This is a genomic window from Peptoniphilus sp. (assembly GCF_022767005.1).
Classification (GTDB): Bacteria; Bacillota; Clostridia; order Tissierellales; family Peptoniphilaceae; genus Peptoniphilus_A.
The window spans coordinates 1-26482 of record NZ_JALEOV010000094.1 but is presented as its reverse complement, the minus strand read 5'-3'; the positions used below and the strand labels follow the sequence as shown (position 1 = coordinate 26482).

28 protein-coding genes are annotated in these 26482 nt (G+C 33.3%); 20 read left to right on the top strand and 8 right to left on the bottom strand.

The window, feature by feature from the left end:
• Positions 1-85: 85 nt before the first annotated feature.
• The 5 genes from rplI to MR285_RS07195 form a co-directional block, all read right to left on the bottom strand.
• Positions 86-535, bottom strand: a complete 450-nt coding sequence (gene rplI / locus MR285_RS07215; RefSeq protein WP_293559508.1) for a 50S ribosomal protein L9 — start codon at positions 533-535, stop codon at positions 86-88.
• 1 nt (position 536) lies between these two features.
• On the bottom strand, positions 537-2534 hold the full coding sequence (locus MR285_RS07210; RefSeq protein WP_293559506.1) for a DHH family phosphoesterase: 1998 nt from the start codon (positions 2532-2534) through the stop codon (positions 537-539).
• An 11-nt stretch (positions 2535-2545) separates the two neighbouring features.
• Complete coding sequence (locus tag MR285_RS07205) at positions 2546-3487, bottom strand: DUF2232 domain-containing protein (RefSeq protein ID WP_293559505.1); 942 nt, start codon at positions 3485-3487, stop codon at positions 2546-2548.
• 101 nt (positions 3488-3588) lie between these two features.
• Entirely contained in the window at positions 3589-3765 is a 177-nt protein-coding gene (locus MR285_RS07200; RefSeq protein ID WP_293559503.1) for a hypothetical protein, read from the bottom strand.
• Positions 3766-3858: 93 nt separating this feature from the next.
• The gene (locus tag MR285_RS07195; protein WP_293559501.1) at positions 3859-4701 is read right to left on the bottom strand and encodes a DegV family protein; all 843 of its coding nucleotides are present in this window, start codon (positions 4699-4701) and stop codon (positions 3859-3861) included.
• A gap of 231 nt (positions 4702-4932) precedes the next feature.
• Here MR285_RS07195 and MR285_RS07190 point away from each other — a divergent pair, with 231 nt between their 5' ends.
• On the top strand, positions 4933-5616 hold the full coding sequence (locus MR285_RS07190) for a radical SAM protein (RefSeq protein WP_366934097.1): 684 nt from the start codon (positions 4933-4935) through the stop codon (positions 5614-5616).
• 167 nt (positions 5617-5783) lie between these two features.
• On the opposite strand, the gene MR285_RS07185 is transcribed toward MR285_RS07190, so the two are convergent.
• Entirely contained in the window at positions 5784-7361 is a 1578-nt protein-coding gene (locus MR285_RS07185) for an AbgT family transporter (RefSeq protein ID WP_293559497.1), read from the bottom strand.
• 266 nt (positions 7362-7627) lie between these two features.
• Here MR285_RS07185 and sdaAB point away from each other — a divergent pair, with 266 nt between their 5' ends.
• The 11 genes from sdaAB (at position 7628) to MR285_RS07130 (ending at position 16529) form a co-directional block, all read left to right on the top strand.
• Positions 7628-8296: an L-serine ammonia-lyase, iron-sulfur-dependent subunit beta gene (gene sdaAB, locus MR285_RS07180; protein WP_293559495.1), complete on the top strand. Its 669-nt coding sequence runs from the start codon at positions 7628-7630 to the stop codon at positions 8294-8296.
• Complete coding sequence (gene sdaAA, locus MR285_RS07175) at positions 8297-9178, top strand: L-serine ammonia-lyase, iron-sulfur-dependent, subunit alpha (protein ID WP_293559493.1); 882 nt, start codon at positions 8297-8299, stop codon at positions 9176-9178.
• Position 9179: 1 nt separating this feature from the next.
• Positions 9180-10421, top strand: coding sequence for a dicarboxylate/amino acid:cation symporter (locus tag MR285_RS07170; RefSeq protein WP_293559491.1), 1242 nt, complete (start codon positions 9180-9182; stop codon positions 10419-10421).
• A 133-nt stretch (positions 10422-10554) separates the two neighbouring features.
• The gene (locus MR285_RS07165; RefSeq protein WP_293559489.1) at positions 10555-11289 is read left to right on the top strand and encodes an SDR family oxidoreductase; all 735 of its coding nucleotides are present in this window, start codon (positions 10555-10557) and stop codon (positions 11287-11289) included.
• Positions 11290-11305: 16 nt separating this feature from the next.
• On the top strand, positions 11306-12202 hold the full coding sequence (locus MR285_RS07160; protein ID WP_293559487.1) for a diacylglycerol kinase family protein: 897 nt from the start codon (positions 11306-11308) through the stop codon (positions 12200-12202).
• Positions 12195-13025 carry a bifunctional 5,10-methylenetetrahydrofolate dehydrogenase/5,10-methenyltetrahydrofolate cyclohydrolase gene (locus MR285_RS07155; protein ID WP_293559486.1) on the top strand — a complete coding sequence of 277 codons (831 nt, stop codon included), beginning with the start codon at positions 12195-12197 and terminating at the stop codon, positions 13023-13025. The genes MR285_RS07160 and MR285_RS07155 overlap by 8 nt, the downstream gene beginning before the upstream one ends.
• A 69-nt stretch (positions 13026-13094) precedes the next feature.
• On the top strand, positions 13095-13997 hold the full coding sequence (locus MR285_RS07150; protein WP_293559485.1) for an arginine deiminase-related protein: 903 nt from the start codon (positions 13095-13097) through the stop codon (positions 13995-13997).
• Position 13998: 1 nt separating this feature from the next.
• The gene (locus tag MR285_RS07145) at positions 13999-14175 is read left to right on the top strand and encodes a hypothetical protein (RefSeq protein WP_293559483.1); all 177 of its coding nucleotides are present in this window, start codon (positions 13999-14001) and stop codon (positions 14173-14175) included.
• A gap of 114 nt (positions 14176-14289) precedes the next feature.
• Positions 14290-14919, top strand: a complete 630-nt coding sequence (locus MR285_RS07140; RefSeq protein ID WP_293559481.1) for a redox-sensing transcriptional repressor Rex — start codon at positions 14290-14292, stop codon at positions 14917-14919.
• Positions 14920-14965: 46 nt separating this feature from the next.
• On the top strand, positions 14966-15841 hold the full coding sequence (locus tag MR285_RS07135; protein ID WP_293559479.1) for a DNA glycosylase: 876 nt from the start codon (positions 14966-14968) through the stop codon (positions 15839-15841).
• Positions 15842-15845: 4 nt separating this feature from the next.
• A complete protein-coding gene (locus MR285_RS07130) occupies positions 15846-16529 on the top strand; it encodes a DUF554 domain-containing protein (RefSeq protein ID WP_293559477.1) in 684 nt (227 codons plus the stop codon).
• A gap of 49 nt (positions 16530-16578) precedes the next feature.
• Here MR285_RS07130 and MR285_RS07125 read toward each other — a convergent pair whose 3' ends face one another.
• Complete coding sequence (locus MR285_RS07125) at positions 16579-17733, bottom strand: aminotransferase class I/II-fold pyridoxal phosphate-dependent enzyme (RefSeq protein ID WP_293559475.1); 1155 nt, start codon at positions 17731-17733, stop codon at positions 16579-16581.
• Positions 17734-17878: 145 nt separating this feature from the next.
• Here MR285_RS07125 and murA point away from each other — a divergent pair, with 145 nt between their 5' ends.
• From murA to MR285_RS07085, 8 genes are all read left to right on the top strand, one after another.
• A complete protein-coding gene (gene murA, locus MR285_RS07120) occupies positions 17879-19129 on the top strand; it encodes a UDP-N-acetylglucosamine 1-carboxyvinyltransferase (RefSeq protein ID WP_293559473.1) in 1251 nt (416 codons plus the stop codon).
• Positions 19130-19150: 21 nt separating this feature from the next.
• Complete coding sequence (locus tag MR285_RS07115) at positions 19151-20677, top strand: ABC transporter substrate-binding protein (protein ID WP_293559471.1); 1527 nt, start codon at positions 19151-19153, stop codon at positions 20675-20677.
• Positions 20678-20742: 65 nt separating this feature from the next.
• Entirely contained in the window at positions 20743-21672 is a 930-nt protein-coding gene (locus MR285_RS07110) for an ABC transporter permease (protein ID WP_293559469.1), read from the top strand.
• 7 nt (positions 21673-21679) lie between these two features.
• The gene (locus MR285_RS07105) at positions 21680-22522 is read left to right on the top strand and encodes an ABC transporter permease (protein WP_293559467.1); all 843 of its coding nucleotides are present in this window, start codon (positions 21680-21682) and stop codon (positions 22520-22522) included.
• 1 nt (position 22523) lies between these two features.
• Positions 22524-23480: an ABC transporter ATP-binding protein gene (locus MR285_RS07100; RefSeq protein ID WP_293559465.1), complete on the top strand. Its 957-nt coding sequence runs from the start codon at positions 22524-22526 to the stop codon at positions 23478-23480.
• Between the two features lies 1 nt (position 23481).
• Positions 23482-24282 (top strand): ABC transporter ATP-binding protein, encoded by an 801-nt coding sequence (locus MR285_RS07095; RefSeq protein ID WP_293559510.1) that lies wholly within the window; start codon positions 23482-23484, stop codon positions 24280-24282.
• 83 nt (positions 24283-24365) lie between these two features.
• Positions 24366-24989 (top strand): metallopeptidase family protein, encoded by a 624-nt coding sequence (locus MR285_RS07090; RefSeq protein WP_293559463.1) that lies wholly within the window; start codon positions 24366-24368, stop codon positions 24987-24989.
• Positions 24982-25827, top strand: coding sequence for a DnaJ domain-containing protein (locus tag MR285_RS07085; RefSeq protein ID WP_293559461.1), 846 nt, complete (start codon positions 24982-24984; stop codon positions 25825-25827). The genes MR285_RS07090 and MR285_RS07085 overlap by 8 nt, the downstream gene beginning before the upstream one ends.
• A gap of 51 nt (positions 25828-25878) precedes the next feature.
• Here the strand turns inward: MR285_RS07085 and MR285_RS07080 are convergent.
• Positions 25879-26482, bottom strand: a 604-nt coding sequence (locus MR285_RS07080; protein ID WP_293559459.1) for a sigma factor, incomplete at its 5' end; no start/stop codon positions are given.

The following is a 26482-nucleotide window of genomic DNA, read 5'->3' as shown; positions in this document are numbered from 1 at the left end:
GATTCTTCTGCTTCCAGACTGTGAGGGGGCATTTTTAAATTTTCAACAGAATTTAAGTTTAATTCTCCATTTACATCCATATCAATCAAGATTCCGGTCTAACATTTACCTTTAAAGTTGCAATTATGTCAGAATATAATTTTATGTCGATGTTTTTCATTCCAGCTTCTTTAATATTTTCAGACAAGTCGATTTTTTTCTTGTCTACTTCAATTTTATATTCGCTCTTTAAATTTTTTGCAATGTCGCTAGAAGTTATTGCGCCAAAAAGTCTTCCGCCTTCTCCAGCTTTTGCTTTAATAGTAAGTGTTATTTCTTCAATTTTTTTCTTTGTTTCTTTGGCTTTTGCACGGTTTTCTTTTTCTAATTTTTCTTCTTCAATTTTATTTTTCTTCCAAGTTTCCATGTTTTCAGGAGTAGCTTCAATGGCAACTCCTCTTGGGATTAAAAAGTTTCTAGCATAGCCAGTTTTTGCGTTTACTATGCTTCCCTTTGGACCTAAGTTTTTGTCGTCTTTTAATAAAATTACTTTCATATTATTCCTCACTTTTATTTTCTTCTAAATATTCTTCAATAGCTTCTATTAAAATCTTTTCTGCCTTGTCTAAATCTTCAGTATCAATTTGGGCTCCTGCCATATTTAAGTGGCCACCACCGCCAATTTTTTCGAGAATTAATTGAACTGAAACTACTTCTCCACGCGATCTTCCTGAAATATGAGTTTTGCCGTCATTAATTGTCAGTACAAAGGAAGCGTCAATGCCATTTATGTCTAGAAGGGCATCGGCAGCTTGAGCTGCGACTAATACAGAATTTTTTGCCTCTTTATCAAATCTCGATACGGCAATATTTCCGTGGATGACTTTTGTGTTGTGAACTACATCTGCTCTGTAAAGCATAGTGTCTAAATCGTCTTGGAAAAGTGCCTTTACCTTTAACATATTTGCGCCAGCTCTTTTTAAAACTGAAGCAGCCTCAAAGGTTCTTACGCCAGTTTGGAAAGAGAAGTTTTTTGTGTCGACAACTATACCACTCATGAGTGCATCTGCTTCAAAATGAGTTAAGTTCAAGTCGTCAGACATATAAGTCAACATTTCCGTTATGAGTTCGCAAGTTGAGGAAGCGTAGGGTTCTACATAAGCTAGGACTGGGTTTTCCACAAATTCCTTGCCTCTTCTGTGGTGGTCTATTACTACGATTTGGCTAGTTTTTTTCAAAAGGTCAGGATATTCAGTGAAGGATGGTTTGTGATTGTCCACCATAATTATTAGAGAAGAGTGCTTAATCTTAGTCATTGCAGTTTCTCTTGAAATGACTTTTTTGTAAAGTTCTGGTTCTTCTTCCTTCATCCTGTCAATTAAATTGTCAATAGATGGATTGGATTTTTCAAGGACTATATAGCCTTCCTTATTTCTATTTAATGTTGCACGAAGACAACCAATTGCCGCACCAATGGCGTCCATATCTGGATTTTGATGTCCCATGATGTAGACATTTTCAGATCTGTCGATTAATTGTTTTAATGCTTCGCCAATAACTCTTGCCTTAACTTTATTCCTCTTTTCAACTGCCTTTGACTTTCCGCCAAAGAAGGCATAATTGTCGTCAACTTTTACAACGGCTTGGTCGCCTCCACGACCTAGTGCAAGGTCTAGTGATGAGTCAGCTTCAATGTAGGCATCTTTAAAATTAAGTCCAAAGGAAGAAACTCCAATGGATAAAGTTATGGGAATTGAGTTGCCCTTGTTTAAATCTCTCAAATCATCGAGTATGTCAAATCTCTTTTCTTTAAGAGAATTTAAAGATTTATAATTCATGACAACTAAATATAAATCTTCGTCAGCTTTTTTAACTAAAGCATCGTATTCTTCAAAATATTGTGAAATAGTTGAGTCAATTTCTGCAATTAAAAGGGGTCTAATCTCTGAGGGAGCGCCGCTTATTGCCTCTGAGAAATTGTCCACTTCTATTTTTGCAATAATTGGATACTCTTCTGTGTATTTATCCTTTAAATTTTTGTAGGCAGTGTTGTCTACAAAATAAAGTAGCACAGATTTGCTGTCAGTGGACTGGGATTTATTTTCACATACATTTGTGTAGACATTAAAAAATCTCTTGTTAATTTCAATGGGAAGTGTATTCGAGCCACTTCTATTTATTACATTTGAGATGTCAATATCCTTAACTAAATTTTCAAGATCACCACCGATTAAAGTTTTCTCCTTAAATAAATTTATAAAGGGAGTGTTGTACCAGAGAATTTTTGCCTTTTCGTCAGTAACTACAAGGGGAAAGGGCATGTCGAAAATAGCTTCTTTAGTTAAAGAATCAAATTGTTCATTTAAGTTTTCAATGTGTTTGATAGTCTCTGTATTCTTATTGTTGATTTCGCTGTAAGTTATATAAAAAATATATGCCAAACCCAAAATTGAAATAAAGCCAATTAATGGATTTAGAATTATTAAAATAATAACTAGGACGATTCCAAAGATAAGATAGGGGAGAAAATCGCTAATTTTATAATTATCTTTCATATTATTCTCACTTAATTAATTTTCCTAAAGTTAACAATTTGGTCAATTGCACCAATTATCATCACAAATATTTGAAGTGAAGAAATAGTAAGGCATAGACCAATTAATAAATATTGTAAAAAATTTTTAAAGCCAAACCTAGTCATAAAAAATTTAATTACGCTTATACCCGCTACAAAGAGCATGAAGTAAATTAAGTTCATTAAATTTAACATGAAAATTTGTCCGCTTGATCCAAAATATTCGCCAGTTAAAGAAAATATTGCCACTGTGGCAATTGATAGCATAATAATTTCTCTTGGGAATTTTAAAAATTCAAGAGAAGAAGGTTGCAATATAAATTTTCCCTTTGAAAGTAGTGTTCTTCCTGCTGTTGTGTAAGTTACATAGGAAGTAACCAAGGATATAACGATTAAAACAGAGGGAAGAATTTGTAAAAATCTCTTGTAATAAATTTCAGCACTTTGAGTAAAATTAGACAAATCGCCTTGAGAAAGTCCAGCTTCCTTTGCAATATTTGTATAAAAACTTGTAATTGCATTAATAGTTTCCCTTGAATTTAACACATCGCTATTAACACCAAAGGCAAAAAATAAAACCATAATTGATGTAAAAAATATAAAAGATGTCGCCATAATTGTCATAGAAACAGGTCTATTGGTGCTAATCATATAGTGGAAAATCAAGATGAAAGGGCCAAAGATTGTAAAAATAATTATTGCATATATGGGACCCAATAGGGCAGCGATTAAAAGGACAACTGCAATTAAAGTTGCCATTACTTTCATAATTCCTTCTTTTACAGATTCAACTACATACATAGAAGGAAATAAAATATAAAAAAAGGGGAAAATCATTCCAATCATGGAAATAATTATAGACCTTGTAAAAAGTCTAAAGAGTCCCTTAAAATCAGTTTCTTTTTCCAATAAATCAACTCCTGTCTTCTTCATTTTACCACAGAATTACAATTTGATAAAGAAATCTAAAATTTGGGAAAATTAAAATTTCAGTTGGAGATTTTGACAATTAAAAAAGCTAGAAATATCTAGCTTTAGTAAATAATTATATTGTCATTATCTTCATAGATGTAAAAGCTATTGTAAACTTCGTCGCGGCTATCTTCTAAGTCCTCTAAGAAATCTTTAATATTTTCCATTACATCATCAGTTATCACTAAGTCATCGTAATAAAAGTTAATCCCATCTACAATTATTTTCTTTTCTTTCATATTATTCACCTCATAAAAATTTTTACATTTAATGAATAACTTAAAATGAAAAAATTATATTTTGATAAATATATGTAGAAAGTTTTAAAAGGATTAATTTCTAAAGTAGGCTAAAAAGAGTGCGCCAGGACCTGCGTGGGTTCCAACTACACTTCCAACTTGGATAAATTCTGGGGAATGAACTTTGTCCTCCCAGAGATTTTTCACTTCTCTTAAATACTTTTCGATTTTGTTGCTTTCTCTGCCGGTGTAGCCTAGTTTAAGAGGCATGGAAAAGTCGATTGAGCCATTTTTTTCTATTTCACTAATAAATAAGTTGTTGGCATTTTTAACTCCCTTTGCCTTGCCCACAGTTGCAATTGCTCCTTCTTCCATGGAAAGCAGGACTTTTACCGAGAAAAGACCTCCTATAAAAGCGGATGTTTTTGAGATTCTTCCGCCTCTTTCAAGGTATTCCAAAGTGTCAACTAGGACAACGAGTCTTAATTTCTTTTTTGCTTCTTCTAAAATTTCGGCAATTTCTTTTGCAGATTTTCCTTCTTTTACAAGTCTAATGGCAAAATCCACAAGAGCGCCTTCTGCAATGGAAACATTGAGTGAATCCACAATGAAAATTTTATCGCTTAGTCCATTGGCAGCTAGTTTTGCGCTTTGATAAGTTCCCGATAATTTTGAAGAGATAACTATTACTACTGCTTCATCTCCATTATCGATGACTTTTTTGTAGGTGTCCATAAAAGCCATAGGTGTTGGTTGACTTGTCTTAGGAAATTCTTTTTTCCTTTCAAGCCTTTCATAAAATTCGTCCTTTGTAATATCAACTGAATCTAAAAAATCTTCATCTCCAAAGGTTACGTGAAGGGGAACAACAATTAAATCTTTCTTAATATTTTCTTCGACGTCGCAAGTTGATCCTACAATTATTTTTACTGACATATACTTCCTCACAATTATATTTAAAAAATTTTTTTACTTATACTATAATCATATTAAAATTTTTATTTTTTAAAGAAAATATGATCTTTTAATTAATCTTTACACATATTAACATATCGTACAAACTTTAGTATAAAGAAAAGTCTGTTAGGTGTCAATATAGATATAAGGGCATCTATAATATGTTAAAATATTATTGTAAAAAGACTTTATTATAAAGGAGATGGTTTTATCAATAGATATTCAAAAATTACAAATAAGACTAAAAGAGAAATTGTGCTTTTAAAGGCAAGACCATGCAGATGGGGAAGGTGTGCTTTTTGCGATTATATTGATGACAATGATAGAGATGATAAAAGAATTGATGAGATAAATTTTGAGGTTTTAAAAAATGTAAGTGGCGAATTTGGTGTACTAGAAGTTATTGACTCTGCATCGGTTTTTGAACTTACAGAAAATACTTTAAGGGAAATAAAAAAAGTTGTAGAAGAAAAAAATATTAAAAGATTATTTTTTGAAGCTCACTGGATTTATAGAAATAGACTTGATGAAATCAGAAACTTTTTTAATGTGCCAATTACATTTAAAACAGGCGTAGAAACTTTTGACAATGATTTTAGAGAAGGAGTCTTAAAAAAGGGTGCGAATTTTAAAGATTATAAAGAGGTGCAAAAATACTTTGACTCTCCCTGCGTCATGGTGGGAATAAAGGGTCAGACAAAGGAAATGATAGATAGAGATATGGAAATCATAAAAAATTTCTCTCATGCAACTGTGAATATTTTTATGAATAATTCAACTGAAATAAAAAGAGATGAAGAACTTGTAAAATGGTTTGTAGAAAAATATAGATATCTTGAGGATGACCCTCGTGTAGATATTTTATTTGAAATAACAGATTTTGGCGTGGGTTGATAGTATCAAAATTATGTAAGTTATTAGAATTTTAAAAAATCTTTATAAAGACTTCCTAGATAAATTACAATTATTAAAAAAGTATTAGAAATTATGTGAAATATATTGCAAATACAATAAAATTCCCGATGGAAAATCCATCGGGTTATTTTTGAGGATATTTTATTTTAGATAAATAACATTGACACCATGTCTTGTACATGAAGTGGTGCTTCTGGACCAACAGGAAGTCCCAATAGATACCACACAATCATTAGAACTGTCCAACCTACTAGGAAACACATTGAATATGGAAGCATCATTGATGTAAGAGTTCCAAGCCCGGAGTCTTCATCGTATTTTTGCATGAATACAACTATCATTGCAAAGTAAGACATAAGTGGCGTGATTATATTTGTTGAAGAGTCGCCAATTCTATATGCAACTTGTGTAAGGGCAGGTGATAGTCCAAGGTTGTACATCATTGGCACAAAAATTGGAGCCATAATTGCCCATTTTGCTGAAGCTGATCCCATAAATAGATTTAGAAAAGCTGAAAGCAAGATAAACATAATTAGAAGTGGAAGTCCCTTTAATTTAATCGATTCTAAGAAGTCTGCTCCGTTTTTTGCAAGGATTAGACCTAAGTTTGTTTCGTTAAAATAAGATACAAATTGTGCTGCAAAGAATGCAAGAACAAGGTATCCGCCCATGCCTTTCATTGCCTTTGTCATTGCCTCAACAAGGTCATGTGAAGTTTTTATAGTGCCAACAGTTTTGCCATAGGCAATTCCAGGAATCATGAATAGTAGCAACATTCCAGGAATAAGTCCGTGACCTAAGAAATATTTAAGTGTCATTGCATTTTTACTTTCTTCGAAAGCTCTAAAAGGTGCATTAGCCGGGAACATTAAAAATGCCATAACTATTACAAATATTATAAAAGCTATAAAGGCATTTCTAAGACCCCTTCTTTCTAGGTCTGTAATAGGTGTTGAGTCTGCCTTGTAAGATCCCTTATATTCTCCCAAGTTCTTTTCGACAATCTTATTAGTTACAATAGTGCCTATAATTGTAATTAAGAAAGTAGATACAAATAGGAAGTACCAGTTACAAGTAGCTGCAAGTGTTAGATCAATTCCTCCAGCTTTTAGTGCTTCGTTAGTAATATTTGTAAGAAGTGGGTCTGTAGTTCCAAGCAATAAGTTTGCAGAGAAACCGCCACTTACTCCTGCAAAAGCTGCGGCAATACCAGCAAGTGGATGGCGACCAGCATTTGCAAAGATAAGAGCTCCCAGTGGAACTACTACTAAGTAGCCAGCGTCAGATGCAATATTTGACATAACTCCGGCAAATACTACTGTTGCAGTTAAAAGTGTAGGGTTTACATTTGATAGAAGTCTTTTTAGTGTAGCATCAAAAAGTCCACTATTTTCAGCAACGCCAACACCAAGCATAGCTACAAGAACTGTTCCCAAGGGAGCAAATCCTGTAAAGTTTTCTGTTGCAGAGTTAAAGATGTAAGCAAGTCCTTCCCAGTTAAGTAGGGAAACGGCTTCTTTAGTTACTTCTTCCTTAGCTTTTGCATCGAAATATGTAACACTCATGCCAGATTTAGCTGCAAAATATGATACTATGATTACGATTACACTTAGTATTGCAAAAATCATCGCGGGGTGAGGTAATTTATTGCCAATTCTTTCAACACCCTTTAGAAAACCACCGACGTCATTCTGGTCTCTAACTTTTTTCTTTTTCTCGTTCATATATTCCTCCTTGTTAATGAAAATAATATCCTCTGTTTAATGTTATAGTATTTATAGAATACTTGCAACAATTATTTAACAATATTACTATTCTTGTCAGTACTGTAATAGACTAAATTGCATAATTTATTTTACGGGTTAAACAATATATTCATAACATACTATATTTAAGCAAATTTGTTAATTTACAGAAAGTGAAAGAATAAAATTATTTAACAATCGTATCACTTTATGCTAAAATATACTAACAAGAGGGAGGTAAGTTAATGAAAGAATATAGTTCCTTTGAGATACTTGGACCTATAATGGTTGGTCCATCTTCATCTCACACTGCAGGCGCTTGCAAAATAGCAAGAGTTGCAGCAAAAATCTGCCCTGAAGGTTATGAAAACGTGGAATTTTATTTACATGGTTCTTTTGCATATACATATAAGGGACATGGTACTGATAGAGCTCTATTAGGTGGAATAATGGGTTTTAAAACATATGATAGTTCTATTAGAGATGCTTATGAAATAGCAAGTGAGAGAGGTATTAAATACTCTTTTATTCCTACGAATTTAGGAGAAGAATATCACCCAAATACTGTTAAAATAAAATTTAATTATAAAGATGGAAATAGCGAATACGTGATTGGTTCCTCAATTGGTGGAGGAAATATGATTATAGTTGACATAAATGGAATAAAAGTTGAATTTGATGGAAAATTCCCAACATTTCTATTTCAATATAATGAGCAAAAAGGTGTCATAGCTGAAGTTTCAACGGCATTAGCTGATGATAATTACAATATTGAATCTATTAACACGACTAAGGACGAGCTAACAAATATTGTCACTCTAACTGTTGAATTAGATGAAAACGCTAACGAAAATCTAAAAAATAAATTGTTAAATAATTCCAGATATTTAACATCAAAATATGTGGAGGTTTAAATGTTAAATACTGCTAAAGAAATTGTAGAAGTTTGTAAAAGTGAAGATCTTCACTTTTATGATTTAGTATTAAAGTCTGAGACAAAGACTCTTAGAATGTCTGAAGACGAGATGAAAAGCAAACTAAAAGAAATTTTAGAAGTTATGAAATCTTCCTCTCATGAAACTTTAGATAAAGTTTATGAAACAGAGTATAAAATGATAGATGGTTTTGCAAAAAAAATGAACAACTATCAAAAAGAAAAAGATCCTTTAACTAGTAAATTTCTAGTTAGGACTATGGCTATGGCCTTTTCCACATCTGAGACCAATGCAAATATGGGGATTATTGCAGCAGCGCCAACTGCTGGAAGTTCTGGTATTATGCCAGCAGCCTTAATGGCGGCAAGAGAAAAATATGGTCTAGATGATGATATTTTAATAAATGGACTCTTGACATCAATAGGAATAGGGCAAATTATTGGTAAATATGCTACATTCGCCGGTGCTGAAGGTGGATGCCAAGCTGAATGCGGTTCTGCCAGTGCAATGGCAGCAGCTGCACTAGTAGAAATGCTTGGCGGAAGCGTAGAAGAAGCACTAAATGCAGCCAGCATTACACTTATTAATGTAATGGGGCTTGCCTGTGATCCAATTGCAGGACTAGTAGAGTATCCATGTACTTTTAGAAATGCCTCAGGTGTTATAAATTCTTTTATATCAGCTGATATGGCTCTTGCAGGTATAAAATCAATCGTACCTTTTGACGAAGTTTGTCAAGCAATGGGCGAAGTAGGGCATCTATTACATGAATCAATTAGGGAGACTGGTCTTGGTGGGCTAGCAGGTACAAAAACTGGACAATGTATTAGAGCCAAGTTTTTGAATATTAAGGAGGATTAAAATGACAGAAAAAAAGAAAAAAATAGGTCTAATTCCTAGACTTATAATAGCTATTGCACTAGGTATTCTTGTTGGTCAATATTTGCCAGCATGGGTAACTAAAGTTGCAATCACAATCTCTGGATTATTTGGAGCATTTTTAAATTTCATTATTCCATTGATGATCATTGCCTTTGTTTCTAAAGGTATTGCAGATTTATCAGAAGGTGCTGGTAAACTTTTAGGAGTAACAGTTGGACTTTCCTATGCGTCAACACTTGTTGCAGGTTCACTATCTTATACAATGTCAAGAAACATATTCCCAAGCTTTATTAAACCAGAACTTGCAGAACAAGTTCAAAAAGCAACAGCAAATGAAATTGCGCCATTCTTTGAAATTCCATTAGGAGCTTTCATTGATGTAACTGCAGCACTTGTGCTTGCGTTTATGTTAGGACTTACAGTTTCAGCATTAAGAGCAAAGGGTAGCGGAGAAACATTCTACAAAGGAATTAACGAATTCAACGAAATCATAAATTTAGTATTAGCGAAATTTGTAATTCCTCTACTTCCATTCTTTATCTTTGGTAATTTCTGTAACTTATCATATTCTGGTTCAGTATTTGCAATTCTTGGTATATTCTGGAAGATATTCCTATGTATTATTATTTTGCACTTGCTATACATGGTTGTTCTATTTGTAGCAGCAGGAGGATACACTGGAAGAAACCCTGTAAAATGTTTAAGAGCTGCAGTGCCAGCATATTTAACAGCAGTAGGAACTCAATCTTCAGCAGCTACTATTCCTGTTAATGTTGCTTGTAACAGAAAAATGGGTGTAACAAGACAAATTAGAGAATTCTGTATCCCTCTATGTGCAACAGTTCACTTAGCTGGATCTATGATTACTTTAACAGCTTGTGTATTTACATTACTTACAATGTTTAACATGGATCACTCTTTTGCGCTAATTATTAAATTTATAGGAATTCTAGGAGTTGCAATGGTAGCAGCACCAGGAGCACCAGGAGGAGCAGTAATGAGTGCCCTTCCATTCTTACCAGTAGTTGGAATTGATTCATCAGGAACACTTGCTACAATCTTAATTTCACTATATTTAACTCAAGACTCTTTTGGTACAGCAGCCAATGTAACTGGCGACAACGCTATTTCTATGGCAGTTGAAAAAATCTACTACAAACACATTGTAAAGAGACCTATTCCAGAAGAAAACTTTGAGGAAGAAGCGAGAATAGAATTATAATTAAATAGCATATTTACCTAAAAAAAGCTATGCCTAAGGGTGTAGCTTTTTTTGCGTTAAAGATTTTTTGGCATAATATCTATTATAATAATGACAAAATATTGTGTATAATTTACTTAAAGGTTGGTGTGAGATGAAAACTGTACTTATAACGGGATCCTCAAGGGGAATAGGACGAGATATTGCAAAGAGGCTTGCAAAAGAAGAATATAGAATAATAATTAATTACAATAAGTCTGAAGATGAAGCAAAACAATTAGAAAAAGAAATTAGAGAAATGGGCAAGGATGCCCTAGCAATAAAGGCAGATGTTACAAAATTTGCTGAAGTTGAAAAAATGTTTAATGAAGTTTCAAAGAGATTTAAGGGAGTAGACATATTGATAAACAATGCTGGGATTTCTAGCTATGCCCTTTTCCAAGACATTGATGAAAAAACTTGGGATGAAATATTTGATGTAAATGTAAAGGGAGTTTACAATTCTATTCACGCAGCTCTACCCTATATGTTAGAAAGACATTCTGGAAAAATTTTAAATATGTCTTCCATCTGGGGCATAGTTGGAGGCTCTATGGAAAGTCATTATTCGGCGACTAAGGGTGCCATAAATGCACTTACTAAGGCATTGGCACAGGAGTTGGGATACTCGGGCATAACAGTAAACGCCATTGCTCCAGGAGCTGTTGACACACCAATGACAAATAAAATTGGAGAAGAAAATTTATGTATTTTATCAGAAGATATACCTATGGGCAGACTTGCAACCACAGAAGAAATTGCCGAGCTAGTGGCATTTATGATTTCGGACAAAAATTCTTACATGACGGGTCAAATAATTTCGCCAAATGGTGGAATGATTGTATATTAATTAGGTTAGAAGAAATATGAAAATCTTATTTATTTATAACCCCAGTTCAGGCGACGAAAGCGGAAAAGAATTTATTGGAAAAATCAATGAAGAACTTAAAAAATACTTTGATGAAATAATTTTAAAAGAAACAAAGAAAGCTGGCGATGGCACAAATTTTGTCGGAGAAGTGAAAAATGTTGACGCCATTGGAGTATATGGTGGCGATGGAACTGTAAATGAAGTTTTAATGGGAATGAATAAAATTTCTTCAAGGGCAAAACTTTTAATTTTGCCAGGAGGTACAGGAAATCTATTGGCAAGAAAATTAGAAATTCCAGAAGATAAAGAAAAGGCGCTATTGTCCTTTGATTTTAAAAAGACAAAAAAGATAGATTTAGGAAAGGCAAATGACAAAATTTTTAGCTTATTTGCATCTATTGGCGCAGTTCCAGAAGCCATTCACGAAGTATCTTCAGAGGAAAAATCAAAATTTGGAGGCTTTGCGTATATAAAAAAATCCATAGAAAAATTAACTTCATCTGAAGAATATAATCTAGAAGTAAAATCTAAGGGCGGGAATTATAGCGGTCCAGTGGATCACTTAATAGTTGCCCTTTCAAATAAAATAGGAAAATTAGAATTTACAAATAAAAATAAAAAAAGAGATAACGGAAATGCTGATTTATTTATTTTGACAAGTGATTCTATAAAAGACAGACTTGAGGTTTTAAAAGATTCAATTGCAGGAGAAGTTGAAGAAGGGGATAATGTTGTTCATTATACAATAAGGGAAGCAAAAATTTCATCTTTGGGTATAGAAGAGGTTATAATGGATATAGATGGCGATAGAGGACCTAGTTTACCAGTTGATATAAAAATTTTAAAGGAAGCAGTGGAAGTTTATATTCCAAGAGAGGTGAAAAATGACTAAGATTTTATATGCTAAGGACTATGTGGAGAAAAAAAGTGATAGTTTAATTGAAAAAGTGAAAAAACTAAAATCTAAGCCAATTCTTTCTACTATAAGAGTGGGCGACGATTACGGCAGTATTGCCTATGAAAAGGGAATAAAAAAGACTGCGGATAAACTTGGCGTTGGTGTTGATTCTAATGAGTTTAAAAGGGATGCAAGTGAAGATGAAGTAATTGAAAGAATAAAAAAGTTAAATGATGATGATAAAGTTGGCGGAATAATTATTTTTAGACCTCTTCCTGAAAGTTTTGACGAAGAAAAAATATCTCTTGTCATTGACCCAAAAAAAGATGTGGATTGTATGCACCCAATAAATAGGGCTAGAGTTTTTAGTGGCGATGTAAGCGGATTTATTCCTCTTGCGCCAAAGGCTGCCTATGAACTTTTAAAGTTTTATGGTTATGAGTTAAGGGGAAAGGATACAGTTATTATCAATCACTCAAATGTTGTGGGGAAACCTCTTATGATGTATCTTTTAAGGGATCTTGCCACTGTTACAATATGTCATGTGGGGACAGTGGACCTTAAAAAGCACACAAGGGCAGCAGAGATAATTTTCACTGCAATGGGTCGTGCTGAAACTTTAGATGCAAGTTATTTTAACGAGGATGCAACTGTAATCGACATTGGCACGTCAAAAAATAGTGAAGGAAAATATAGGGGCGATCTCGACGAAAAATCTGTCAATGGAAAAATTAAAGCCTATTCTCCAGTGCCAGGTGGCATTGGAAGTATAACTAATCTTCTTTTAATTGAAAATGTAATAAATTTCTATGAATAAATTTTTTACTCTCTATTATGGAGAGTTTTTTATTTTTAAATTTGTTATAATGTAGAAAAGGAGAGAATAATGGTAACAAATAGAGTGATTTTAGTTAGACCCTACGCCTTTACTTTTAATAAAGAGACGGCAAGGGACAATATTTATCAGATTAGTCCAAAGAAAACTTCTGAAGATGAAATAAAAAGTTTTGCGTTAAGGGAATTTGATGATGCTGTTAGTCTTCTTCGCAAAAACAAAATTCATGTGGACGTGATTGAAGATTTTGACAAGACTACTCCTGATTCGATTTTTCCCAACAATGTCTTTGTAACTTTTCCAGGGAAAGTTTTTGTATCGGAAATGTATGCAGAAAACAGAAATAAAGAATATGATAAAATTTTGCCTCAGCTTAAAAAAATTATTGATTACAATAGGGCTGAAGTAATTGATTTTAGAAACGAAGAGGGAAGAGTTTTAGAAGGAACTGGTGCTGTTGTAATAGATAGATGGAATAATATTTGCTATGGAAGTCTTTCAAAACGCTGTAACAAAGATGAATTTTTGAAATTTGCAAAGAGATTTAATTTAAAGCCAGTTTATTTTAAATCTAGGGACAAAGGTGTAGATATTTACCACACAAATGTGCTAATGATGGTGGGAGAAAAGTTTGCAATAATTGCAGATAATTTGATTAGTGAAAATAGAGATGAAGTTTTAAAATCTCTAGTGGATTCTGGCAAGGAAATAATCTCTCTTACTGAAGATGAATTTAATAATTACGCAGGAAATTCAATTGAATTAAAGGGCGAGGACAAAAATATCCTCGTGATTTCAAAATCTGGATTTAATGCTTTGACTGATGAACACAAAAAGACAATTGAAAAATATGATTTTATTCTTCCAATTGATGTAGAAACTATCTCAAAATATGGTGGTGGTTCTATTAGGTGTATGATTGCAGAAAATTTTTTTGACTTAAGGGAGAAATAATTTGGATATATTAAAATGTTTGGGATTTATATTTGTGGCGCTTGGATTGACTTTAGGTATACCAAAAAATTTAAGGGATTATAGAGAAGATAAAAGTTTGGAGAACTTCTTAGAATTATTTGGGCGAATTATTATGATTCCATCTGCAATAATCTTAGCAATAGGAGTTTTTGTTTGAATAAGTTAAAACTTTTTCGGCTAAATCACAATAATTACTTGTAATTAATGTATTTGCTTTAATTTACAAAAACAAGAAAGATTGTTATAATATAAACAATTAGGGGGTGTTGACTTGCCAAAGAATGCAAGGGGTATTTCTGAAACGGTTATAAGGAGAATGCCGGTTTATCACAGATATTTAAAAGAGTTAATAGACAGCGGAATTGAAAGAGTTTCTTCTAAAGAACTTAGTCATATCACTGGATTTAGTGCTTCGCAAATTAGACAGGACTTAAATAATTTTGGCGGATTTGGTCAACAAGGTTATGGCTACAACACAAAGGCGCTAAAGGAACAAGTGGATAAAATTCTTGGAATAGATAAAACTTACAATAGCATTGTCATAGGGGCTGGTAGACTTGGGCAAGCAATTGCAAGGTACAAGGGCTTTAGAGATTCTGGTTTTAATGTTATTTCTCTCTTTGATATTAAGGAAGATATTGAAGATATAAGCGGAATTAAGGTAAGAAGTATTAAGTGTTTGGAAAAATACATAAGAGATGAGAAGGTTGAGGTTGCAATAATAACTGTGCCCAAGGAATTTTGTGAAGATGTGGCAAAAAGAGTTATTGATGCAGGAGTAAAGGGAATCTGGAATTTTGCACCCTACGACTTAAAAGCGCCCGCTGGCGTAGCGGTTGAAAACATAAGGCTTAACGATTCACTTCTAACACTTTCTTATTTTATGAAAGAAATTAGCTGACCTATTATTTATTAATAGGTTTTTTATTTAGGGAGTTTAAATTTTAATGAAGATTGATTTTGATGGAAATTTTTGCATTATTAGTGAATTAGAGGAATTTGACCCAAGGGATGTTTTTACTTGTGGTCAAGCTTTTAGGTGGTATGAAGAGGCTGATGGTTCTTTTACCTTTATTAATCATGGCAGAGTTGCCAATGCTAAAAAAGTTGACGGTAAAATTTTATTAAAGGATGTGGATAAAAATTCCTTTGATGAAATTTTTTACAATTACTTTGACCTCGACAGGGATTATAAAAGGGTAATAGAGGAACTTTCTAAGGACGATGTCATGAAAAGTGCAACGGAATATGGCAAGGGCATAAGAATTTTAAATCAAGACAAGTTTGAGACAATTATTTCTTTTATAATTTCTGCAAACAATCAAATACCAAGGATAAAAAAATCCATCGAAAAAATTTCTGAAATGTACGGGAAATTTTTAGGAGAAGATGAAAATAGAAAATATTTTTCTTTTCCAAGTGCTGAAGAACTTTCTAAGGCAAAGCCAGAGGACCTTCGTGAATTTGCAAGAGTTGGATTTCGCGACAAGAGAATTGTGGAAACGTCAAATTTAATAAATAGTGGAATTGTAAGTATTGATGAAATCGAAAAAATGAACTTAGAAGATGCAAGGGCTGCTCTTCAAGTTTTGCCGGGAGTTGGACCAAAAGTTGCCGACTGCATTCTTCTCTTTGCCTTTGACAGAAAGGAGTCTTTTCCCGTGGATGTTTGGATAAAAAGAGTAATGGAAGAATTATACTTAAAAGAAGAAACGCCAAAATCAAAAATTGCAATGCGAGGACGTGAAGTATTTGGCAAAAATGCAGGTTTTGCCAATCAATATTTATTTTATTATGGCAGAGAAAATAAATTAGGGAGGTAGCAATATGTTGGGAGTTTTTGTAAATGCAATAAGTGTTTTAGTCCTTGGACTTTTGGGCTCCTTTGTTGGCGACAAATTCCCAAAAAGTATTCAGGATTCAATAATGAAATTTTTGCCAGTTTGCGTACTAATTATTGGAGTGAGGTCATCTTTGGAAGGAGAAATTATTGTCGTGATAATTTCCATAGTTCTAGGGGTTGCAATTGGCGAGTTACTAAAAATAGATGACAGATTAAATAAATTTACGGAATTTATAAAAAACAGGTTTATAAATCCTGAGGACACAACATTTTCAGAAGGTTTTATAACTACAAGTTTAATATTTTGCGTTGGTTCAATGGGAATACTTGGATGTATTGATGCAGGAGTAAAGGGGGACAATGACATCCTATTTGCCAAGGCGGTTATGGATGGATTAACAGCATTTTTCTTTGCCACAACTTTTGGCAAGGGAGTATCTTTTTCTGCGATACCAGTTTTTATATATCAAGGTATTTTAGTGTTTCTGTCAGGATTTTTGCTTCCAGTATTTACTCCAGAAGTAGCAGCAAACTTGTCGGGAACAGGTGGTGTGATGATTATTGCCATTTGTTTTTATATGTTAAAACTTGTGGACTTTAAACTTGCAAATTCGACTCCAGCAATTTTTATTCCAATTATTTATGGTTTAATCTTAAAGTTCATGTAAAAAAGACTGAGTTGATATGCAATATATCATTTTGCTCAGTCTTTTTATTTTATTTTTTAAATATATCTAATTTTTCTATTCTGTCAAAGGCTTCGTTTATTTTATCCTTATTGACAGTTACTGCAATTCTTATAAATCCTTCGCCAGCTGGACCAAATGCCGATCCATTGATTAAATTCACATGTGCCTTTTCCAAAATTTCTTTTACAATTTCATCCGTAGTCATGCCAGGGATGGTAATTTTTGGAAAGATATAAAAGGTTCCCTTTGGTCTTAGAACTTCAACATGATTTAATTTTTTTAATCTGTCGTAAGCTAGATACATTCTCTCTTTATATTCCTCATAAAGTGGTGGACAAATTGTCTTTCTATTAGCTATGCCCATTGCACCAGCATACTGACAAATAGTTGGAACTGCATATACTGTGTTTTCGTGGACGTAAGTCATTGCGCTTATGAGATCTTTATGTGCTACTATGGCGCCAAGTCTCCATCCAGTCATTACATAGTCCTTTGACATGGAAGAAATAGAAATTACATTTTTAAATTCTGGGTCGTAAGAAATCATTGGCTTGAATTTGCTTTCATAGGAATAGATTGTGTAGATATCATCGCAAATTACAATTAAATTATATTTTTTTGCCAATTCATAAATTTCTTTTAATGTTTTGTCACTATACACTGAACCTGTTGGATTGTTTGGCGTATTAATTATTATTGCCTTAGTTTTTTTATTTATTAATTTTTCAATTTCCCTTGGCTCAATGTTAAACTCATTTTCAAATTTTGTTTCATATATAACTGGAATACCACTTGCCATTTTTATTTGGTCTGGATAGACGCTAAAATAAGGTGAAGGCACAATTACTTCTTCGCCAGGGTTAAGAATTACTTCTAAAATTATATACATGGCTTCGGTGCCGGACATTGTTATTAAAATTTCTGATGGGTCGCATTTTACATCAAAATCTTCTTTGTAGGCTTTTGAAATTTCTTCTCTTAGGCCAAGGTAGCCTTGAGGATTTTCGTAGTGAGTATGACCTGCGATTTGTGAATCGTAGGCTTCTTTTATAATCATCTCATGGGTCGTTAAATCAGGATCGCCTACACCAAAATTTATAAAATCAGGGTATATGCTCGAATAGTCAACTGAATAAATGGACTCCTTAATGTCTTTGTATTTTTCTTGTATAAATTCCTTCATAAAAGCCTCCTTCATTAACTAATTAATAACTTATTTTAACAAATAATATTTTTTATTAAAAGTGATAATTTTAATTTCTTAAATATTTTATGGCTCTATGATATAATTAAATTGATATAAATAAAAGAATATAGGAGGAATCCTTTTGGATAAAATTTTAGTAAGACCAAATGGCCCACTAAAGGGCAATGTAAGAATATCAGGTGCAAAAAACGCTGCTCTACCAATACTTGCAGCTACAATACTTGGAACGGAAGAAATAATATTAGAAGATGTACCTGAACTCAAGGACGTTGAGATAATAACAGAAGTTTTGAGAAAATTAGGTCTCAAAATAAATAAAGAAGGAAATAGATTAATTATTGATCCAAGTGGACTTAATTCTTATAAAACAGATTATGAACTTATGAGCAAGATGAGGGCATCCTTTTTGGTAATGGGACCACTTCTTGCAAAATTAAACAAGGCATATAATTCTCTTCCAGGTGGATGTAACATTGGCTCAAGACCAATAGACTTACACCTAAAGGGTTTTAGAGCCTTGGGTGCAAGTATTGAAATGACTCATGGAGAAATAAAGGCTGAGTGCGAAAAATTAGTTGGCACGAAAATATATTTGGACTTCCCATCAGTTGGCGCAACTGAAAATATTATGACTGCTGCAGTTTTAGCTGAGGGCGAAACTGTAATGGAAAACTGTGCCATGGAACCGGAAATTGTCGACCTTGCAAACTTTTTAAATAAAATGGGTGCAAAGGTAATGGGAGCAGGCACTTCAACTATTAGAATTAGGGGAGTGGAAAAACTTGGAGGATGCACTCATCAAGTAATACCAGACAGAATTGAAGCGGGTACTTTTATGGTTGCCGCTGCAATCACTGGTGGCGACATTACAATAGAAAATGTTATTGTTTCTCACTTAAAACCAGTTATTGCAAAATTAGCGGAAACTGGTGCAAAAATTATTGAAAATGACGATAAGATTAGGGTAATTGGAACTAAAGAAATAAAACCAATTGAAATAAAAACTCTTCCTCATCCAGGATTTCCAACTGATTTGCAGGCACAATTTATGGCTCTATTAACTCAAGCTGATGGGCAATCTGCTATTATCGAAACAGTTTTCGAAAATAGATTTATGCACGCAGATGAACTAAAAAAAATGGGCGCAAAAATTAAAGTAGTAGATAGAGAAGCTATACTATTGGGTAAGAGTAAACTATATGGATCCAAGGTTGCTGCAACAGATTTAAGAGCAGGAGCTGCGCTTATTCTCGCAGGATTAGTTTCTGAAGGTGAAACAGAAATTTCTGAAATTCACCATATTGACAGAGGTTACGAAAAAATCGAAGAAAAATTTAGGCACCTTGGAGCTAATATAAGAAGAATAAAATAAAATCTAGAAAGGAACATGATTATGAAGAAAAAATTAATTATAGCGATGCTTTTAGCGCTTTCGCTTTTTATGGTAGCTTGTTCGAAAAAAGAAGATGCCAAGGCTGAAGGGAAAGTCCTAAGAGTTGCAGTTTCAGAAGATGCACAAACTCTTGAACCTAATGAATTAAACGACGACTATGCAGAAAATATTTTAATGCAGGTTTACGACACTTTAGTAAAGAGAAATTCCAAGGGCGAACTTGTAAATTCTATTGCAGAGTCAATTGAGAATCCAGATCCACAAAGTTTTAAGATAAAAATTAGGGATGGAGTTAAGTTCTCCAATGGAGATCCACTTACTGTTGACGATGTAATATTTACTTTACAAAGAGCGGCAGCAAGTGAAAAGTTTAAATCTTTTTATGGAAAAATTGATCCTAATTCTTACAAAAAAGAAGATGATTTAACTTTCTCCTTTAAATTAACTGAACCAGATGCAGCTTTTTTGAACTCACTTTCACATCCAGCTGTTTCTATTTTGTCTAAAAAATATGTAGAAGGTGGAGCAGATCTTGCCAATGCACCAATGGGCACTGGACCTTTTGTATTAGATGAATGGGTTCAAAATGATCACGCAAACTTTTCTGTAAATAAAAATTATTGGGGCGATGCTCCAAAAATTTCTGGAATAGAAATGAAAGTAATACCAGAAGCTTCCCAAAGAATTATTGAACTTGAAAGTGGTGGAGTTGACCTTGCATATAAAGTAGATCCATCAGAAATTCCAAATATTGAAGAAAATAAGGATTTAAAACTTTATAGAAAATTAGATAATTCAGTTCATTTTATTGGATTTAACATGGACAAAGCTCCTTTTGACAAAAAAGAAGCTAGAGAAGCTATGGTAAATGCAATTGACATGAATTCAATTTTTGAAACTGTATATATGAATAGTGGAAAACTTGCTACAAGTGCAATTAATCCAAACTTTAAATACTCTATTTCAGATTCACTTAAACCAAATGTTGTGAATAAAGAAAGGGCAAAGGAACTTTTTGCAGCTGCAGGAATGGGCGAAGGGACAAATCTTTCCATTTATACATCCGACAACACTCAAAGGGTAAATGTCGCAACAATGATGCAAGCTCAACTCAAGGACTATGGCATTGGTCTTAATATACAAAGACTTGAATGGGGAGCATTTATAGATGCACTAAAGAACAAGGAACACAATATGTTTATCATGAGCTGGAATCCTTCAGTTGTTGATGCACATTATGAACTTTTTCAACCTTTCCATTCTTCAAATAAGGGTCAAGGACCAAACTATATGTACTTTGGAAATGAAGAACTTGATAATTTAATAAAAGAAGGTATTTCAACTATTGATGAAGCGAAGAGGGCTGACATCTATAAGAGGGCTCAAGAGCTTATTAATAAAGAGTATCCATGGTTATACATCTGCTATGGCGAAACAGTTGTTGCTGGCAATAAAAGAGTTGAAGGACTAGATCTTCTTCCAAAATATCCACAAGAACTTAAAGATGTAAATCTTTTAGAAAAATAATTTTTTAAATTCACCAAGGTATTCTTTGGTGAATTTTGTCTTTTCTACAAAAGAAAGGATTAGATATGACTAAATATATATTAAAGAGACTTTTAATATTAATACCGACGCTTTTAGGCGTAAGCTTTATAGTGTTTTCGCTTTTATATTTGTCGCCGGGAGATGCTGCTCTTGCAGTGGCAGGACCTAATGCAACTAAGGAAACTGTAGATGCAATAAGGGAAAGTTTGGGGCTAAATCAGCCCTTTATAGTTCAATATGGAAACTATTTAAAGAATTTAATTTTTCACTTTGACCTTGGCACAAGTTATCAATCAGGTAGATCTGTAACAGCTGCACTTATTAGAGTCTTTCCAACTACAATTAAACTTGCAAGTGGAGCTCTTGTTATTGCAGTAATTATGGGAATTGCCTTTGGCATAATTGCAGCTCTAAAGAAAAATACTTTTATAGACTCAATTATAACTGCATTTGGCATGGTTGGACTTGCAATGCCAATTTTTTGGTCAGGGCTTTTACTTATAATAGTATTTTCTACAAAATTAAAAATGCTTCCAGCATCGGGCTTTTCATCTCTAAAGCAGATGATATTGCCTTGGTTTGCCCTTGGATTTCAGTCTTCAGCAGTAATTATGAGGATGACAAGATCTGCAATGTTAGATGTACTTGACAAGGATTACATCAGGACTGCCTATGCAAAGGGACTTAGCAAGAGAAAAATAATTTTTGTTCATGCACTTAAGAACGCAATGATACCCGTTATAACTACTATTGGACTTCAAGCTGGTGGACTCCTTGGTGGAAGTATTTTGACAGAAACCATTTTCTCCATTCCTGGAATTGGAAGGCTAATGGTTGATTCTATAAAAACTCGGGATTATCCAATAATTCTTGGTGCAATTATGCTTATTGCAATAGTTTATTCTGTGATTTCAATTATTGTCGACATTCTCTATGGATTTATAAATCCAAGAATAAAGTCCGAGTACAAGTAGGTGAACTATGTTAAAGAGATTGAAAAACTTTTTTAAATATTACAGCAGAAATAAAATTGCAGTAATTGCCCTTGGAATTTTAATTCTATTAATTTTTGCGGCAATTTTTGCCGATGTACTTTCACCCTATGATTACACAGAGCAGTTTCCTAAGGATAACTTTTTAAAACCAAGTAGTGTTCACTTAATGGGCACAGATAATTTTGGAAGAGATATTTTTTCAAGAGTCCTTCACGGAGCGAAGGTTTCTCTAAAAATTGGATTTACATCTGTAATAATTTCAACGATAATTGGAGTAATTATCGGTGCTTTTGCAGGTTACTATGAAGGGATTTTTGACTCAATAATCATGAGGGTAATGGATACAATTTTATCTATTCCACAACTTGTGCTTGCAATTGCCCTTGCAGCTGCGCTGGGTAACGGAATGAAAAATTTAATTTTAGCAGTTTCATTATCTTCTATACCAAGTTATGCAAAGATTGTGAGAAGTCAGGTAATGTCTGTTAAAAACTTGGAATACATTGAATCGGCTAGGTTGTCTGGCGTAAAAACTTTTAAATTAATTTTTGCGGAGATACTTCCCAATTGTTTTGCACCAATAATTGTGCAGGCAACTATTGGAGTTGGAACGGCGATTTTATCTGCAGCATCTCTTTCCTTTATAGGAATGGGAATTATGCCACCAGAAGCAGAATGGGGACAAATGCTTTCTGAAGGGAGAGCCTATATTAGAAATTATCCACACATAACTTTATTTCCGGGTCTTGCCATTGCCATTACAATTTTAGTTTTAAATATTGTGGGCGATGCTCTTAGAGATGCCTTTGATCCAAAATTCAGGAGGTAGTATGTTATTAGAAATAAAAAATCTTGAAGTTTTTTTCAAAAGCTCTCAAGGTATAGTAAAAGCTGTCAACAAAGTTAATATAAATACACGCGATGGGATGACAACTGCCATAGTTGGCGAAAGTGGTTCGGGAAAATCTGTAACGTCCCTTGCCATAATGGGTCTAATTGACAAATCATCTTTGGAAAAGATTTCTGGTGAAATAAATTTTGAAGGGAAAAATCTTTTGGAATTTTCTCCAGAAGAACTTAGAAAAATTAGGGGAAAGGAAATATCCATGATTTTTCAGGAACCAATGACTTCACTCAACCCTGCATTAAAAATTGGCTATCAGATGTCTGAAGTTTATAGAACTCATTTTAATATGGATAAAAAAACTGCTAAGGAAAAATCCCTTGAGATGATTAAAAAAGTTGAAATAAATAGAGCAGAAGATGTCTACAATTTATATCCTCACGAACTTTCTGGAGGAATGCGACAGAGAATTATGATTGCCATGGCACTTTCTGCATCGCCAAAACTTTTAATAGCAGATGAACCTACGACTGCTCTTGATGTTACTATTCAAAGGGAAGTTTTGGAGTTAATGAAAAAATTAAAGGAAGACATGAATACTTCTATAATTTTCATAACTCACGATCTTGGTGTAGTATCTGATATTGCCGATTATGTAAATGTAATGTATGCAGGGAAAATGGTGGAAAGAGCAAGGGCAGAAGATATTTTTAATGAACCCCTTCATCCTTATACTAAGGGACTTATCAAGGCTATACCTACTGTATATAAAAAGAAAGAGGAGCTTTATACAATTAGAGGTTCAGTGCCAAATCCAATTAACTTGCCTGACTGTTGCTACTTCTGCGACAGATGTGACGAGAAGATGAAAATTTGTGAAGAAAAAGTTCCAGAGGAAATTGACATCGACGGTCACAAAGTCAGTTGTTTCTTGTATAGGTGATATTATGGACAAAACAATTTTAGAAGTAAAAAACTTAAATAAAGAATTTAAAATAAACGGCGGCGAAGTTTTAAGTGCAGTAAAGGATATTTCCTTTGATTTAAAAACATCTCATACCCTTGGCATAGTTGGCGAAAGTGGCTCAGGAAAATCTACTCTTGCGAGATGTATTATGGGTCTTTATCCCGACGCAAAGGGCGAGATAATTTATAATGGAAAAAATATTTTAAAAGAAAACCAAAGGGAGCTAAAGGAATATCGAAAAAACGTGCAGATGATTTTTCAAGACCCCTATTCCTCTCTTAATCCAAGAAAAAAATGCAAAGATATAATCGCATCGGGTATACGAAATTTAGTGGGCGAAAGGGACAAGAATAAAATTCACAAAAAAGTTATGGAAACTATGGAAATTTGTGGGCTTTCAGAATATCACGCTGAGAGATATCCTCACGAATTTTCTGGAGGACAAAGGCAGAGGATTTCTATTGCAAGGGCCCTTGCAGTAGATCCAAAAATAATTGTGGCAGATGAACCCACTTCTGCATTAGATGTTTCCATTCAAGCACAAATAATAAATTTGATGGAAGATTTGCAAAGAGATCTTGGTCTTAGCATGATTTTCATTTCTCACGACCTTTCAGTTGTAAGACATGTGGCGGAAGAAGTGCTTGTAATGTATCATGGCGAGTGTGTAGAGTACAATAAGTCAGAAGAAATTTTTAAAAATCCAAGAGAGGATTACACTAAAAAATTATTGGCATCAGTGCCAGGCAAGAATTTAGCAGAATTTGAAGATGTGTAGAAATTTTCTTTTGAGGGTATTATAATTAAATAGAGTAGATAAAACTGTAGGGTTCTACAGTTTTTTATTTTGGAGTTGAAAAGATGCTTAGTGATTACATAGAAGGCGATGAAAATTTGCTTGAAGATAATTCTTTCACTGATGAAAACAAAATAAAAATTTCATTAAAAATAAATGATGAATTTTTTGAAAAAGAAAATGAAATCGATGAAGATAATGAAAGTGAAAGAGAAATTTTATATAATAAAGAAGAGGAGTCTTCACCTTTAAATAGCGAAGAATTTTTAGAACAAAGTCCTGAAGAAAATAATAGTTCCTACGACGAATATTATTTAGAGAGGATAGACGAAGTCCAAGAAATTTTGGAAGAAATTTGCGAGAGCATACCATCCTATGCCTATGAGCATCTAAATGGTGGTATAATTCTAACAGAAGAGGTTAAATATCACGAAGAATCTCGCAATGAAGATTTACTCATAATGGGCGAATACCAAAGGTCTGTGCTTGGCAATATGATAAAAATTTATTATGGCTCCTTTATGGAAATGTATAGATTTTCACCAAGGGAGATTTTAAAGGAAAAGCTAGAGGAAGTTTTGCTTCACGAGTTTACTCATCACTTGGAGTTTCTTGCAAATGAGTGGGGACTTGTAGTTGAAGACAACAAATTTTTAGAAGAATATAGAAAAGGTAAAGTTAATGAATAAAATTTTAGGATATTTTTATAAAGGCTTGGGCAAATTTTTTGACCTAATCTTAACTTTTTTAATAGTAGTAGTAAATATTGCCGTGGATTTATTTTCTGCCATAAGGAAATTTTTCATATACGTCATATCCATGGGAGGTTGCCTAATAATATTAATATTTTTAAATCCCTTTGCATGGGTGGGGATTGCTCGCAATAGATGGCTATCTACGATAATAATGCTCGCGATAATCGTGCCATTACTTGGAAATGTTTCAGAATCTTTTCTTAAATATGTTCACTACATGGTAACTGAATTTTTCTACGATAGGGCAGACCATTATCTCCTTGGAAAAGAAAATGAATTTGAAAATATTTCTGGCTATGGAAGAGCATATTGGGAGAAAAAAGAGAGAGAAAGAATTAAACAAGAGGAAGAAAAGAGAAAGAGAAGAGAAGAAGAATTTAACCAAAGATTCAAAGAATTTGGCGGATTCACTTGGACAACTTTCGATGACTTTTCTCAGTTTGACGAATTTTTTAGACAAGCGGGCTATGGCTACTACGATGGTCAAAGTTCCAATTATGGCAACTATGGTAATTATGGAAATAGTTCGTCACAAAGGCAGGGATACGGATTTAAAGAACAATATGAAAGTGCCTGCGACACTCTCGGCGTAAATTATTCTGCAGACAAATATGAAATTAAACTTGCATACAGAAAAATGGCAAAAAAATATCACCCAGATCTAAATAAAGAAGAGGGAGCAAAGGAAAAATTTCAAAAAATAAATGCAGCCTATGAATTTTTAAATGACTCAAATATTGAGATGTATAAAAAAATGAGTGGCGTAAATTAAAAAAGGACCGAGAGGGTCCTTTTCTTGTATAAAGAATTCTATTTAGTTATTTTATTTAATTATTTCTCTTGCCATGTCATAATATTCATTTACATCCATTTTTTCTCCTGCAATAAGGGAATATTGGATACCATTGTATTGAAAAATCAGGTGTTTTGAAACAGATTCTATTCTTTCATTTGAACCAATGCCTAGTTTAAAGAAGGGATCATTTTTTGATCTTTCAAGTTCTCCTGGAGTTGCATCTTTTTCATCTGCTAGGAATAAATTTTCAACTCTTGAATAATAAACTGGCACTTCATTAATATCCCTCATTTCATTATAAGGTTGTTCTGAAATTGGCTTTGAAGTTTCTGGATATTTATCAACAAAGAGAATTACTTTTTCCCCAACTTCATTTAAAAGGAACTCATCTTCGCCATTTGAAACACTACCTATATCCGCCCTATCTAAAACAAATTCGTCTGGAAACTCTCTCTTTCTCTTTTTATACTTCGTATAGCAAAAATTTTTTAGAATTGAAAAAATCCAAGGTTTTAGTTTATTAAAATCTTTTAGACTATTTATATTTTTGTAAATTGATAAGAAGGTGTCCTGCAGTACATCTTCTGCATCGTCTTTGTTTCCCAAAAGGAGAAGTGCAGTGCGATATAAT